Source organism: Acinetobacter sp. YH12064 (genome assembly GCF_013419735.1).
In the GTDB taxonomy this organism is placed as follows: domain Bacteria; phylum Pseudomonadota; class Gammaproteobacteria; order Pseudomonadales; family Moraxellaceae; genus Acinetobacter; species Acinetobacter amyesii.
The window spans coordinates 42,701-57,163 of record NZ_VOZP01000016.1; the positions used below are offsets into that span (position 1 = coordinate 42,701).

Annotated in this window: 12 protein-coding genes and 1 pseudogene; 5 read left to right on the plus strand and 8 right to left on the minus strand. The window is 38.9% G+C overall.

What is annotated here, in order from left to right:
- Positions 1-85 precede the first annotated feature (85 nt).
- Together FTU13_RS14670 and FTU13_RS14675 are read left to right on the plus strand one after the other, a co-directional pair.
- The gene (locus FTU13_RS14670) at positions 86-478 is read left to right on the plus strand and encodes a DUF4440 domain-containing protein (protein WP_019836947.1); all 393 of its coding nucleotides are present in this window, start codon (positions 86-88) and stop codon (positions 476-478) included.
- A 354-nt stretch (positions 479-832) separates the two neighbouring features.
- A complete protein-coding gene (locus FTU13_RS14675; protein ID WP_180024868.1) occupies positions 833-2,128 on the plus strand; it encodes an amidase in 1,296 nt (431 codons plus the stop codon).
- A gap of 215 nt (positions 2,129-2,343) precedes the next feature.
- Here the strand turns inward: FTU13_RS14675 and FTU13_RS14680 are convergent, their stop codons facing one another.
- From FTU13_RS14680 to FTU13_RS14700, 5 genes and pseudogenes are all read right to left on the minus strand, one after another.
- The gene (locus tag FTU13_RS14680) at positions 2,344-3,276 is read right to left on the minus strand and encodes an IS5 family transposase (protein WP_180128685.1); all 933 of its coding nucleotides are present in this window, start codon (positions 3,274-3,276) and stop codon (positions 2,344-2,346) included.
- Positions 3,277-3,451: 175 nt separating this feature from the next.
- The gene (locus FTU13_RS14685) at positions 3,452-4,105 is read right to left on the minus strand and encodes a 3-oxoacid CoA-transferase subunit B (protein WP_180024836.1); all 654 of its coding nucleotides are present in this window, start codon (positions 4,103-4,105) and stop codon (positions 3,452-3,454) included.
- A gap of 19 nt (positions 4,106-4,124) precedes the next feature.
- Positions 4,125-4,796 (minus strand): 3-oxoacid CoA-transferase subunit A, encoded by a 672-nt coding sequence (locus FTU13_RS14690; RefSeq protein ID WP_180128684.1) that lies wholly within the window; start codon positions 4,794-4,796, stop codon positions 4,125-4,127.
- A gap of 201 nt (positions 4,797-4,997) precedes the next feature.
- Positions 4,998-5,288, minus strand: coding sequence for a muconolactone Delta-isomerase (gene catC / locus FTU13_RS14695; RefSeq protein ID WP_180024834.1), 291 nt, complete (start codon positions 5,286-5,288; stop codon positions 4,998-5,000).
- Between the two features lie 14 nt (positions 5,289-5,302).
- A pseudogene (locus FTU13_RS14700) lies at positions 5,303-6,269 on the minus strand (muconate/chloromuconate family cycloisomerase).
- 102 nt (positions 6,270-6,371) lie between these two features.
- On the opposite strand from FTU13_RS14700, the gene catM reads away from it, so the two are divergent.
- The gene (catM, locus tag FTU13_RS14705; protein ID WP_180024832.1) at positions 6,372-7,289 is read left to right on the plus strand and encodes a cis,cis-muconate-binding transcription regulator CatM; all 918 of its coding nucleotides are present in this window, start codon (positions 6,372-6,374) and stop codon (positions 7,287-7,289) included.
- 46 nt (positions 7,290-7,335) lie between these two features.
- Here catM and FTU13_RS14710 read toward each other — a convergent pair whose 3' ends face one another.
- The 3 genes from FTU13_RS14710 to catA form a co-directional block, all read right to left on the minus strand.
- Positions 7,336-8,949, minus strand: a complete 1,614-nt coding sequence (locus tag FTU13_RS14710) for a dynamin family protein (protein WP_180128682.1) — start codon at positions 8,947-8,949, stop codon at positions 7,336-7,338.
- Entirely contained in the window at positions 8,946-10,205 is a 1,260-nt protein-coding gene (locus tag FTU13_RS14715; RefSeq protein ID WP_180128681.1) for a GTPase, read from the minus strand. The genes FTU13_RS14710 and FTU13_RS14715 overlap by 4 nt, the downstream gene beginning before the upstream one ends.
- Before the next feature lie 88 nt (positions 10,206-10,293).
- A complete protein-coding gene (catA, locus tag FTU13_RS14720) occupies positions 10,294-11,238 on the minus strand; it encodes a catechol 1,2-dioxygenase (protein ID WP_180024829.1) in 945 nt (314 codons plus the stop codon).
- 776 nt (positions 11,239-12,014) lie between these two features.
- Here catA and FTU13_RS14725 point away from each other — a divergent pair.
- Both FTU13_RS14725 and FTU13_RS14730 read left to right on the plus strand, forming a co-directional pair.
- A complete protein-coding gene (locus FTU13_RS14725) occupies positions 12,015-13,250 on the plus strand; it encodes an OprD family outer membrane porin (RefSeq protein ID WP_180128679.1) in 1,236 nt (411 codons plus the stop codon).
- A gap of 43 nt (positions 13,251-13,293) precedes the next feature.
- Positions 13,294-14,439, plus strand: a complete 1,146-nt coding sequence (locus FTU13_RS14730) for an ABC transporter substrate-binding protein (protein WP_180128678.1) — start codon at positions 13,294-13,296, stop codon at positions 14,437-14,439.
- Positions 14,440-14,463: the final 24 nt, after the last annotated feature.

Here is a 14,463-nt window from a genome sequence, read left to right on the forward strand (position 1 = left end):
AACAGATTGAAATGATTTAAGCTACAAAATACAGTTTTAAATGAAAATTACAGTTAAATTTAAATGATTAAAAGAGAGACATGATATGGCACTGGAAAAACAAGCGGTAATTCAAAGTACTGTTTCTTTACACGAACTGATCCAATCCGTTTTCAATGCAAAAGAAACAGATGAGCAATTGGCTCAAATGGTTGAATACTTTAGTGAAGATTTTGAAATGGTTGGTGCAGCAGGTAAGCGCATCCAATATGCACAAGTTTTACAGCTATTTAAAAACAATCAAGGCAATCTTTCTGATCTAAAAATTGAAATTTCAGATCCGGAAGTCGTTTTACTAAAAGATGATGCAGCTTTATTAAACTATACAGAAACACATCATCGTGATGCTGGAACAACAAGCCGTAGAGCTTCGGCTTTATTGGTTGAAGAAAAAGGTAAAATGCTATGGCGCTATTTACAAGAAACATTTCTTGTTTGATGAGCCTTAATTCAAAGAAAACATAGCCTGAAGTGGTTATGTTTTCAATTATTTCGCTTCAAACAAATTAACATTTAGTTCTGTTTAAAGTCGTCTTTTTCTTGATCTTAAATCTTCATATTTATTATCTGAGAGGATTATACAAATGATCACTAGATCCAGATAAAGATGCGAAAAACTCTATTACCAAAATTCAAAGTGAAATTAGCCATATGAATGTCCTTCAAAGATTCTTTGCAACTCTTTGAAGAACAATTTTTTAATTTATTCCATAGCCTGCTTATACATATTTTAAACCACAGGTTTAGCAATTTATTTCAATACATTCAGAGTAATAGCATTTGGAGAATATTAATGAACCATGATCAATGGATTTGTAAAAGTATTAGTGAATTATTAGATGTGATTGAAAAAAACGAAGTAGACTTGGAAACGATCATTGATTCTTTTTATTCTAGAATTGAACAAAGTGATCCAGATATTCAAGCATGGCAGTTTCTTATTTCAAAAAAAGAATATTTAAATCAATATTATAGTAATGAGGAATTTTATAAAAATTCGGTTTTAAAAGGATTACCTTTTGCCGTAAAAGATGTGATAGATACTGCAGGCATCGAAACCCGTATGGGTTCAAAAATTCATAATAATCGTGTTCCTAACATGGATGCTGCCGTGGTTATTGCAATTAAAAAGGCTGGCGGCATTTTGATGGGTAAAACGGTAACTACCGAATTTGCTTTTTTTAAGTCTGGCAAAACGAAAAACCCACATGATCCGAAGCGCACACCAGGCGGTTCTTCAAGTGGTTCTGCGGCGGCAGTTGCTGCACATATGACACCGTTTGCATTAGGTACTCAAACAGCAGCTTCCGTAATACGACCTGCTGCATATTGTGGTTGCATGGCATATGTAGCAAGCCATTCAGAATTTTCACTTAGAAATATTCAACCACTCGCACAATCTTTAGATAGTTTGGGCATGTTTGCAAATGATTTCTCTGACCTACTATTGATGAGACGAATCATTCAATTACGTAGTGATTTAGATTCTAAGCAAATGGCTAAAGAGAATCTAAGAGTTGGCGTTTATTCTGGTGATCAATTAGGTGAAATAGAACCTGAAATGCAATATGCAATGAAAGGGTTTATGAGTAGTGTACAGCGTGAATCCATCACATTTGTACAACTCCCAGAAGATATCGACATTAAAGCATTGGCTGATCATCATTATAAGATTATGGCATTTGAAGTGGCGCGAAATTTACAATATGAATTTCATACGGGTTTAATGGATGAATATATCACTGAACTTATTCATACTGGTCTGAATATGGCTCATGCTGATTATTTAGAACATCTTCAATCCGTTGAAAAAATCAAAACAGACTATGTAAATTGGATGAACAAGGCATCTATTGATCTCACGATTGCACCAGCTGCACCGGGTATTGCACCACTTGGTTTAGAAAAAACTGGACAACCTTTTATGAGCCGTCCATGGCAAGTCATGGGTTTACCTGTAACAACTTTCCCTATGGCGCATCAGCAAAACATGCCACTCGGTATTCAACTGGTGGGTAAATTTCATCAAGATGATGAATTGTTAGAGCACAGTGATTATCTATTTAAATTGTCGCAATCTAAAGGTTGAAATTTAAATAAATAAATAGCGAACCTTTAAAAGTCTGAAACATGAACAAATAAGATATTACAAATATTGAATATGTAATATATGGTAGTTATTACAGCGATTAATGATTTTTTTATTTGAAAAAAATGACTATTACCAAAACAGGCAAAGATGGGCATGTAAGGGCTTTGTTGCACAAAGATTGGAAATGCAAAACGCCCCTAATTGAGCCAAATTTAAGGCGTAACTTGGGTAAGTGGTCGACCTAATTCCGTAAATCTGTTGAGGACTGCTACACGTGTATGTATCTCATTCACTTGGCTATCAAAACTCCTTGTACTGAGTTTATCTCCTAATAATTTAATGCAGTACATCTTAGTTTCAACCAAACTTCGCCGATGATAGCCTGACCATTTTTTCCATAGTGTCCTGCCTAAACGTGTAACTGTTCGAAGTAATTCATTTCGCTCTAGCGAGCTACTCTTTATATCTTTCCATGGTTTCGCATTTTTTCTAGGTGGAATCACCGCATGCGCTTGCCGATCTGCAATGACCTGACGGCATTGCTTGGTGTCATAAGCTCCATCGGTATAAACAGAGTCAATCTGCTCATCTTGTGGAATCTGATCGAGTAAATCACCAAGCACTTGTGAATCACTCACATTATTTGTAGTGAGTTGAATGGCGCGTATTTGAAGGGTTTCAGCATCTGTACCAATATGAAGTTTACGCCATTGGCGACGATATTCAGGTCCATGTTTCTTGCGCTTCCATTCGCCCTCACCTAGAAACTTCATGCCTGTAGAGTCTATGAGTAGATGCAGCCCATCGCTACTTTTGTGGTAGCTGATTACAATATCAATATGCTTTTGTCTTCTACAAAGCGTGGTGTAATCTGGAGCTATCCAATTTAATCCGCAAAGTTTAATCAGACTTTGCACAAAGCCAGTAACCATACGTAAAGACAGACGAAATAAGGATTTAATCATTAAGCAGCATTGGATGGCTGCGTCGGAGTAGGTTTGATTTCGCCCTTGTTTGCCTTTTGATGGCGTATACCATTGCGTAGCAGGATCAAACCAAAGGGCAATATTTCCGCGACTCATGAGTGCTCGGTTATATGCGGGCCAATTGGTTGTGCGGTAGATTTTGTGTGTAGGCTTCTTCATTTGAAAATGATATCGCTGAAAAAGCCTTTACAGATAGGTTTGTGCAACAAAGCCTTTTTAAATCCTTAACTGAAAGCTCCTCCCTTTTTAAAGGGAAGTTGGGAGGGATTTTAAAAAGATGATTTATTCGAAAAATCCCCCTAAATCCCCCTTTGTAAAAGGGGGACTTCCTTTTTTATTTAGATGTCCCATCCACCAATTTTGCACCAGTCATCGACTGCAACTCTTCAAAGCTCATACCGTCCACTTTTTCAATCACGGTCATGCCTGTAGACGTTACATCAATAACGCAAAGGTCGGTATAAATACGGTCTACGCATTTCAAGCCAGTAGCAGGGTAGCTTAATTCCGCGACAATTTTTGGTTCGCCTTTTTTGGTTACATGATCTGTGGTGATAAAGACTTTCTTCGCACCTACAGCCAAGTCCATTGCACCGCCCACAGCAGGGATGGCATCGGGAGCGCCTGTATGCCAGTTGGCTAAGTCGCCATTTTCAGCCACTTGGAATGCACCGAGTACAGCAATATCTAAGTGACCACCACGCATCATGGCAAAAGAGTCTCCGTGATGGAAAAATGCACCGCCAGTCAGCATAGTGACAAATTCTTTGCCCGCATTAATCAGCTCAGGGTCTTCTTGACCTTTTTCTGGAGGTGGACCAAAAGCCAATAGGCCATTTTCAGAATGTAAAAATACGTCTTTGTCTGAAGGCAAATAATTCGAAATTTTCGTCGGTAAACCAATGCCTAAATTCACATAAGCACCATCTGGAATATCTTGGGCCACACGTTCAGCAATTTGATCACGGCTTAATTTGGTATAACTCATCTTAAATCTCCGTATCCAATTATTGAGCAGGTGTAACTTGAACAATGTGTTGAACAAAAATCCCTGGGGTGATGATATGTTCTGGATCTAAACCACCCAGTTCAACCACTTCAGATACTTGCGCAATAGTCACATCAGCAGCCATAGCCATAATTGGGCCAAAGTTACGTGCCGATTTGTTGTAAACCAAGTTACCCCAACGGTCGCCTTGATGCGCTTTAATGAGAGCAAAGTCGGCTTTGATTGGATTTTCTAAAACAAAGTCTTTGCCTTCATAATTGAGTGTCGGTTTACCCTCAGCTAAAAGCGTACCAAAACCTGTAGGCGTATAGATTGGGCCTAAACCCATGCCAGCAGCTTGAATACGACATGCCAAATTGCCTTGTGGCACCAGTTCTAATTCAATTTTTCCAGCACGGTAAAGTTCATCAAATACCCAAGAGTCAGACTGGCGTGGGAAAGAACATATGATTTTACGTACAGAGCCAGCTTTAAGCAGTTTGGCAAGACCATAATCACCATTACCTGCATTGTTATTCACAATCACGAGGTCTTTGATGCCAAGCTTAATCAGTCCGTCAATTAGTTCTGCGGGCTGACCTGCTGTACCAAAGCCGCCGATCATGATAGTTGAACCGTTTTTAATTTGGGACAGTGCATCCATTAATGATGTTGAGCTTTTATCAATCATATGCCTACTCTTATTTGTATATGCTTAAATTGCTATGCGTAAATATCATTTCAAAAATACCAATGCATAAAAATTATTGGCTTGTTATCACTCTACAATTAGCTCCTATTTCAAGCTGCACCTTTACAAATCCTGGAATACATCTCAGTAAATAAATGAGAGATAAACCATCCTAAAAATGAGAATGGTTTAATTTTTTAATCAGGTGTCATCTTCACGAATTGAAGAAGGATGACGATTTAAGGCAGTCACTTGAATATCCATATACGGGTAGAGTGGTAAACCTTGCAAAATGTTGTGCAACTCTTCATTGCTTTCAACATCAAAAATACTGATATTTGAATATTGACCTGTAATACGCCAAATATGGCGCCATTTACCTTGGCACTGTAAATCTTGTGAATAAGCTTTTTCAACAGCTTTAATTTCATTGGCTTTATCGCTTGGCATATCTAAAGGGATATGTACGTCCATTTTGACTTGGAAAAGCATGATGTCTCCTTAAATTATTGACGACGCATGTTGTCGATTTTATTTTCGTCCAACTCAATACCTAAGCCTAAACCTGTAGGGATTTGTAGCTCAAAATTTTCATATTTAAGTGGTGTTTTTAAAATTTGTTCAGTCAGCAATAATGGACCAAATAACTCAGTGCCATATGCTAAATTACTGAAGGTTGAAAATACGTGTGCAGAAGCAATCGTGCCGATAGGGCCTTCCAGCATGGTTCCACCGTAAAGATCTATACCTGCAAGATTGGCAATTTTCCCAACTTCGCAGCCCTCAAGTAAGCCGCCTGATTGTGCAATTTTGACGGCAAAAACAGAGGCTGCATTGCGTTTTGCTAATTCATAGGCGCTTTGCGGACCCATTAGGGATTCATCTGCCATGATCGCAATGTCGAATTTACGGGTTAAGCGTTCCATCGCATCAATATTGTTGATCACACAAGGCTGTTCAATCAGATCGACACCGCCATCTTGTAGCATTTGAATGCCTTTAATGGCAGTCAATTCAGACCAAGCACGATTGACATCGACCCGAATCGAAATGTCATCACCTAAGGCTTTTTTGATTGCTAAAACGTGTTCAACATCTTGTTCAACAGGGCGTGAACCGATTTTGAGTTTGAACACATTATGACGCTTGCTGGCAATCATCTTTTGCGCTTCAGCAATGTCTTTTTCAGTATTGCCTGAAGCCAGTACCCATAGCACTGGAATACTGTCACGCAAACGACCACCTAAAACCTCACTAAGAGGCAGGCCTAGACGTTGTGCTTGAATATCCAGTAAAGCCGTTTGAATGGCACATTTCGCAAAACGGTTGCCATTAATATGACGGTTAATGATGTGCATCGTCTGTGCTGATTTTAACCAGTACGAGTGTCTGAGTTTGCATTGTTGCAACAGCCATCTTATGTGGACGGATCGTTGGAATCTCAACAAGCAATGTTTCTATAGTTTTATACATTGCAAAAAATCTTCTGTGTTTAGCTATTTGTATACCCTAAGTTAATGTAATATCTTAAACTAGAGCCAAATTGGTATTTTTGAATACTTAAAAGGTATATAAATGGAATTAAGACATTTACGTTATTTTGTGACGGTTGTTGAAGAACAAAGCATTACTAAAGCTGCAGATAAACTCTGTATTGCTCAGCCTCCTTTGAGTCGACAAATTCAAAAATTAGAAGAAGAATTAGGCATTACCTTATTCGAACGAGGATCGCGCCCAGTTAAAACAACAGAGGCAGGGATGTTCTTTTATGAACATGCTGTGCAAATTTTGACGCATACATCTCAAGCGACCTCAATGGCGCAGCGCATCAATGCTGTGGATAAGACAGTTCGGATCGGCTACGTCGGTTCTTTACTGTATGCCTTGTTGCCTCAAATCATTTATTTATTTCGTCAGCGACATCCAGATACACATGTAGAGTTAATCGAGTGTGGCACGCGGGATCAGATTGAAGCCCTAAAAGCAGGTAAGATTGATATTGGTTTTGGTCGATTGCGATTATCCGATCCAGCCATCAAACGTTTATTATTACGTAAAGAGCGCTTAAAACTCGCGGTGCATAAAAATCACCATCTGGCAGAATTTATTGATACTGGCGTTTACCTATCCCAAATTGTCAAAGAATCCATCTTTTCTTATCCCATTGCGCCTAAACCTAATTTTTCGACATTAATTCAGTCTATTTTTACGGAATTAGGCTTAGTCCCGAAAGAGCTCATAGAAGTTCGTGAAATTCATTTAGCACTCGGTTTGGTTTCTTCTGGTGAAGGGATTTCGATCATTCCTGAAAGTGCCAGTGAAATTGGCATGAAAAACTTAATCTATATTCCAATTTTAGACTTAGAAGCTTATTCGCCAATTTCATTATCGGTCAGAAATATGGATCAAAGTTCATACATTCCCGATATTTTAGAATGCATCAAAGAAGTATTCGCCGAAGAGGGTAAGCCAGTTCAACTCAATGATGATTAACACAATGGTTGGTAAGCTGCACTGAAGTTTTCCTTAATGTGCCTATTTAGGATAGATTCAAAAGATTCCTCGCTTTTGATGAATCAGAATTTGGTCGTCTTAAATAATCGGCAATGTATTTTAGTTCTTGTTCATCATTGATTAAGCCCTGTTTGATGGTCTCAATTTGCTTTTCAATGTCGCTCAGCACGTTTTGACATTGCTCAATGACATCATCCAAATAGTTGTCTATTTTCTGCAATAAACCATTCGAAATTTCAGTATATAAACGCTCATGGCCAATGGCTAAGACGTCCATACCCTCGTCTGCATATATGACTTCGTACGCCAAATACTCCGAAAACTCTAAATGCTCAAGCGGCATAAATTTCAACTGATAATCAGCCAAATGATTTGAAATGTGTACTGCCAGTAATTGATTGGTTTGCTGTGTAAGCGTGCGATATAAATCAGGCAAGGCTTGCTGCTCGGCAAATTGTTCTAATAGGCTCGGTAAAGTGGCAATAACGCTGCGCCATGTTTGCGTCATGATTTGAGACTTATGCTGTGCCAATGCATTGCTTGCATTGTTCAAATACAACTGTAATTGATTGAGCTGTGGCACAACTTCAAGTTGTAACGGCGCTAATATTTCTTCCTGCAAATGATGAAGTAAGGCTTCGGCAGGTTTTCGCTGTTTATAGGCTAAGGCGGGTTCAATTAAATGTAAAAGAGCATTAAATAGGCTATTAAATCCCGCGGATTGCATAGCTTGATCCTTAAAATCTGCATCTTTTAACATTTGCGAAGAAATCGATACTGGCGCTTGTAATAAGTCGGGATCAACTTGCATTTCCACCAGCTGTGCCGTGGCACGCGTGTAGACGTCCCGTTCCTGCAAACTGCGTTGAACCGAATTTTTATTGCATAAGACTTGGCAAATTTCTCCATCCACCTCGTCTTCTTCAAAATAATCACTTCTGGTAATCACAGGTAGTAAGGGTTTATGTCTACGTAATTCCTGTCCCAAAGCCATGAGTTCTTTGACTTGACCGGGTGAGGATGAACTGCTTAACCATAAAACACCATCGGCACTGTCTAAAAACCGTTGAGTTAGTTCGGCATTTTGGGGAGTTACAGAATGCAGTCCAGGCGTGTCTAATAAAATTAAATTATGACCGAGGCAAACACCTTGTAAACGTGAGGTAGTCTCTGTGGCACCTTCTTTTAAAGGTTTATCACTTTCGGTGATATTTCCAGCATCGAGATAAAAATAATCAACGCTTTGTTGTCGTCTACGGAAACTTTCAGCCAAGACATTACATAATGAACTTTTACCAGCATTAAATTTGCCAAAAATCAGTAAAATGATTTTATCTTCAAAATGTTCAGCAACAGACTGTGCATCTTTGAGTCGATCTAGATGTGTTTCCCAGTAACTTAGATAATGTTCAAGTTGGGTATTTAAAGCCACAATCGCAGTAGATATTTGGCTGGATGAACTCAATCCGTTACTGTTTAAACGTCGTTCATTTAGATTGGTTGCTAGTTGCTGATGCCAAGCCTGCATTTTATTTAAATGCGGTAGAATATCTTGCTCAGGCTGATCGAAAGCATCGGAACTTTGGATCAAATGTTGAATTGGACTTTCAATCGAAGTTTGAATCAAATCAGTACTCATAATGCTCCCTCCAAAGTTTCTGTTGCTTGTTGGGCTTGTACAATGAGTTGAAGTCGTTGCTCTAGATTCTGCAGTTGGTTTTTCAATTGCATGCGATCGGCCGAGACTTCAAAATAGTGTGTGAATTCACGTCGCAAACGATCACGACCTGATTCTTCGTCAAAAATAAGTTTTAAATCCTTACGCAGTTTGACCGAAACCCCCATGACCGCAACCATCACTGTATCCAAACTACGGACATTACTTTTTTGTGTATCAGGTAAACCAATCACACCATATCGTACTAAGTGACTGTTGATTTCGATACAAGCGCGAGAATACGCTACTTGAATACGGTTACGATCTCGTTTACCCGCAGTCACTTTATACATATTGGCAAAGGAATCTGGTTCTAAAGAATCGTCTTTTCCTGAAATCTGCAGAATGGGCTGTAAATCCTCACGAACTTTGTCTAGCACTTGATTGAGATCATGTAAAAAGGATTCAGATTGCTGTTCAAGTGTTGCAGTAACTTGATGGATATTGGTTTGAATCGAATTTTGCAATTCAGATGTTTCTGATTTAAGTTCAGTAAAGATCTTATTTTTTTCAAACTGGCGTACTGTTGATACTTTTTCAATCATGCTGTTGAGCTTTTGCTTTAGTTCTAGAATACCACTGCGTTGAACTAGGAGTGGTTTAGAATTGACTAAGCCTTGGCGATGACGCGTTGCAGAAACAGGCAGAACATTGGCATCTGGCGCTTGTTTCTTAATACTGTCAATAATATGTGCTAAAACATCTGCATCTGGTGCTTGGTCGATTTGTGTCAACACGAGTACGCTTTGGCGCCGTGTTTGCTGTTCATCCTGTTTGAATTGCTGAAATAAATGTAATTCATACGGATCGAATTCACCCTCACGAACCGAATGGATCATTAAGCGGATATCCGCTTCGGTCCACATCGCATCTTGCGCATATTGGTCGTCAATGGCTGCGACATCAGCATCTAAACCTGGTGCATCTAACCAGCGAATATTATGCTTTAAATGTTCAGATAGGGTGACGGTTTCACGTTTATCTGCAACAGAGAAAATGTCATCGCCAATGAGTTCATTTAAAAGTCGGCTTTTACCGTGGTTATATTTGCCAATCACCGTCACGGTGGGAAATTGTCCTGCTAATAAGATGGCACGAAGCCGAGCCAAAGTCCTATTTCGCTCTGGAAGAATGGCTAAAATTTCATTTTGTGCTGCATCAAAAATACGAATATCCATATAATTTTCTATTTATCCATAAAGCAAATCAGGCTAGTCCATTGCTGGCAGCCTGATTACAAGATTCAAAATTAGATTTATATTTGCATCAAGCTTGCAAGCGCGGGCGGTCTACCACTTGGTTATCAACTCCATCGACAAGTCGGCTTAATTTTAGATCAAAGACCATTTCAGCAAATGGACCTTCTACGCCGTTGGCTTGACTTGTCGCAGGATCGGTATGCTCAATCGCTTCAACCACTAGGCCTTCACGAGTTGCAAAAGCGAAGTCATCGTAGGTGTACGGGTCACCAGCAACGTTAATTTGCGTAGTTAGTTTGCGATGACCATCTGCTGACACAAAAAAGTGGATGTGCGCAGGACGGTTACCGTGCCGACCTAATTGATTTAACAATTGCTGTGTTGGACCATTTGGTGGGCAGCCATAACCTGATGGCAGAATCGTTTGTACACGATAATGGCCTTGTGCATCCGTCATAATAGTACGGCGCATATTGAACGGTGTTTGTTCGCCAGTTGGGTCAAAGTGTGAATAGAAACCTTTGGTATTGGCATGCCAAATTTCAACTTGTGCATTTGGAATCGGTTGACCATCTGCATTGTAAATTGTGCCATGCAAAATAAGCGTATGGCCATTTGGATCGCTGCCATCATCCATACGGGCAAAGCCTTGTGACACAGGCGCGCCAGCCACATAAAGAGGGCCTTCAATGGTACGTGGCGTTGGGTTATCAATACCTAAAGCGGCATCCGCGGCATCCATACGCATATCGAGGAAATGGTCAAAACCTAAACCAGGGGAAAGCAATCCAGCTTCATGACTTGTACCGAGTTGGTTTAAATATGCAATTGCCGCCCAATATTCGTCAGAAGTAATTTCTAAATCTTCGATGGTTTTAAATAAATCAGAAACTACGCGGTGGATAATTTGTTTGATACGTGGATTACCACCTTCTTGCTCAAGACCACTGAGTAGATTTATAAAATTTTGTACTTCTTCCGTGTTAAAAATTTTAACATTTGCGGCTGTCATGGCTATCTCCTTCATGTTGCCATAATGCTGGTCCACTTCATAATTATTCAATCGTTGTATGAGTTAAGCCTGCATTGATTCTTAAATTGTATATCCGTTCATATATACCTTAATTAAATGTTATAACCTTATCTAGTCTTGTTTTGGTATCTTTAAATACTTAAAAGGTATATTTAAGGAATGTAGTTCTAAAAAATTAATCTAAGCTGGATAGTTCTTATTAACATAAAGCTTAAATGATCATGAAACTAATTAAGCTCATTTGAGTGCAATGAAATGACTAAAATTAGAAAAATCGAATATTGAAACTGGTCATCTAAAAGGGGGGTGACTAATTTATATGAGCTTTGATTAAATATAGGACTATTTTATTTACATTCATTTCATATCGATAGATGTTACATATTTAAGTCTTGCTAATTGCAATAAAAGCTTCTAATAAAACATCAGAATCAAGCAAACTAACTGATCATTACAACATCTTTAATCTATTTTTTCGTTTGAAAACTTCATCTCCATAAAAAATATAATGTTTTGACTTATGAATATTCCTTTCATGTGAATAATTTAGGCGATTTTACTATTTAAGGTATATAAATATACTTAAAATAACATTGAATTTTCCATGTAAATAAACAATATTGATGCTATGCAGTCATAAAAAATGGTCAGAGATGGCATGAAGTATAAAGGCTAGCTTTGTCGGGATGACTTAACTCATTGATTGGAACAGATGAGAAAAATTCAATTTGATTTGTATTGTATAAGGATATTAAATGAATAAATTACCAGCATTAGCATTATTAACCGTCTGTTGTAATGGGGCTGTGTATGCTGATTTTGTCGAAGACAGCCAAACCACACTAAATTTTAGAAATTTTTATATGGAGCGTGATAACACAACGATCCCTAATGTAGGTAGCTGGTCACAAGCACTTGGTCTAAAATTTAGTTCAGGTTATACAGATACACCAGTACAGTTGGGATTAGATGTAACATCTAGCTATGCTTTACGTCTGACTGATCACAACGCTGAAAGACCTGATACGATTCTTCCATTCGACTCAATCAAAAATAAGCAAGAACGCAGCTATAATAAATTTGGCGCGACTTTAAAGCTCAAATATAAAGACTCTGAATTATTAATCGGTGAGCTGTCGCCACGTACGCCAGTCGCTTATATTGATGAGTCACGTCAATTGGCAACGACCTATGCAGGTGTTGCATTTGAAAATAAATCAATTGATAACTTAAAATTTTCATTGGGTCGCATCACGCATATTAATGCACGTAATGATGATGAGTTTGAGAAATTAAGTTTATTTGCCCCAGGTAAACCACACATGGAAAGTGATGGTTTGAACTATGTTGGTTTTGACTATAAATTCACTCCTGCAGTTGATGGATCATATTGGTTCGGGCAACTTGAAGATATTTATCAGCAACATTTTTTAAGTGCAGCGTACAACACCACTGTGGGTGCAACTAAGCTGAAATTGGATGCGCGTTATTTCCATAACAGTGAAGATGGTGATGCATATTACGGAAATATTGATAGTCAAACCTTAGGTGTTCAAGCCAATTTAAGTAATGGTCCACATTCATTCGCAGCAGGCGTACAAAAAAATAAAGGCGAAACCAACTTCCCAACATTTGATGGATATGCACCGCAACCATTTTTACATACATGGTCAACACTAGGGTTTATTAAACCTGAAGAACTGACCTATCACGCACAATATTCGTATGATTTTAAAGATGTAGGCGTACCTGGTTTGCGTACCACACTCCGTTATTTATACGGAACAAATATTGAACGTCGGGGTCTATCAGACAATAAAGAAACCGAAGCAAACTTTATCTTAGGTTACACCGTTCCAGAAGGTAAGTTGAAAGGACTTGGCTTAGAGTGGCGCTATATCGATACCACAACCAAATACGGTGCGGGTCATAGCGCAGGAAATGATTTTGTAGAAAATCGATTCATTACGACTTACAGCATGAAATTCTAATTGGATTCAACGTGTAGGTTAAAAGAATAGCAAGGAGAGAATAATGACTTTAAGTAAACTAGTATGTGCAACCAGTGTCTTGGCAGCCTCTATTGTTTGTGCACACGCTGAAATCAAAGTAGGCGTAATTACTTCATCATCTGGCCCAATCGCTATGGTGGGTATCCCTCAAAAAAATACCATCGCTTTACTGCCTAAAAAAATTGGCAATGAGACTGTACGTTATTTTTCTCTCGATGATGCCAGTGATCCAACTGCATCAGTAAAAGCAGTTGAAAAATTAATTAAAGAAAACAATGTCGATGCCATTATTGGTCCATCAGGATCGCCAAATGCTTCAGCAGTCATTGGAACAGTGGCAAAAGCACAAGTTCCGCTATTAGCACCAGTAGGTACAGCATCTGTAGTCTTACCGATGAATGCTCAAAAAAAATGGGTATTCAAGACCACTCAAAATGACGACATTATTGCTGCAGCTCTCATCCAAGACATGGTGAAACGTAAGTTCAAAACCATCGGATTTATTGGTACAGCTGATCCTTATGGTGAAAACTGGGGCAAGGTTGTGAGTGCATTAGCTAAAAAGCATGGCATTCAAGTCGTCGCTCAGGAGTCTTTCCAGCGTCAAGATACGTCTTTGACAGGTCAAGCGCTGAAACTGATCAGTAAAAAGCCACAAGCAATTTTAATTGCCGCACCTGGCAGTGCAGCAGTTCCGCCTCAAACAGCACTATTTGACCGCGGTTACCGTGGCCAGATCTATCAAACCCATGGTGCTGCATTGGATCAGTTCTTAAAACTAGGTGGTAAGAAAGTAGAAAATACAATCTTAGCTGCGAGTTTGATGCTGGTGATTAATGAAATTCCGAGCAGCCATCCGTCTAAAGCAGTTGCTACTAAATATATGAACGCCTACAAGACGCAATATAAACAGACTCCTGCGACTTTCGGGGCGAACGTTTACGATGCTGGAATTTTGTTGGAAAAAGCAGTGCCTGTCGCTTTAAAAACAGCTAAACCGGGTACTCCGCAATTCCGTGCAGCACTACGTAATGCTTTAGAAAGCACAAAAGAAGTGGCGGGTACTCAAGGTGTTTATAACATGACGCCAACAGATCACAGCGGCTTTGATAAACGTGGTCGTGAAATGATTATTGTGAAAAATGGTCAGTGGAAGCTTTTGAAATAAAACTGATAGAGATAAAAAGTTAAA

Excerpts from the sequence above, each read along its gene's own strand:
- FTU13_RS14670 (WP_019836947.1), top strand. The coding sequence starts at position 86 with ATGGCACTGGAAAAACAAGCGGTAATTCAAAGTACTGTTTCTTTACAC.
- FTU13_RS14675 (WP_180024868.1), top strand. The coding sequence starts at position 833 with ATGAACCATGATCAATGGATTTGTAAAAGTATTAGTGAATTATTAGAT.
- FTU13_RS14680 (WP_180128685.1), bottom strand. The coding sequence starts at position 3,276 with ATGAAGAAGCCTACACACAAAATCTACCGCACAACCAATTGGCCCGCA.
- FTU13_RS14685 (WP_180024836.1), bottom strand. The coding sequence starts at position 4,105 with ATGAGTTATACCAAATTAAGCCGTGATCAAATTGCTGAACGTGTGGCC.
- FTU13_RS14690 (WP_180128684.1), bottom strand. The coding sequence starts at position 4,796 with ATGATTGATAAAAGCTCAACATCATTAATGGATGCACTGTCCCAAATT.
- catC (WP_180024834.1), bottom strand. The coding sequence starts at position 5,288 with ATGCTTTTCCAAGTCAAAATGGACGTACATATCCCTTTAGATATGCCA.
- catM (WP_180024832.1), top strand. The coding sequence starts at position 6,372 with ATGGAATTAAGACATTTACGTTATTTTGTGACGGTTGTTGAAGAACAA.
- FTU13_RS14710 (WP_180128682.1), bottom strand. The coding sequence starts at position 8,949 with ATGAGTACTGATTTGATTCAAACTTCGATTGAAAGTCCAATTCAACAT.
- FTU13_RS14715 (WP_180128681.1), bottom strand. The coding sequence starts at position 10,205 with ATGGATATTCGTATTTTTGATGCAGCACAAAATGAAATTTTAGCCATT.
- catA (WP_180024829.1), bottom strand. The coding sequence starts at position 11,238 with ATGACAGCCGCAAATGTTAAAATTTTTAACACGGAAGAAGTACAAAAT.
- FTU13_RS14725 (WP_180128679.1), top strand. The coding sequence starts at position 12,015 with ATGAATAAATTACCAGCATTAGCATTATTAACCGTCTGTTGTAATGGG.
- FTU13_RS14730 (WP_180128678.1), top strand. The coding sequence starts at position 13,294 with ATGACTTTAAGTAAACTAGTATGTGCAACCAGTGTCTTGGCAGCCTCT.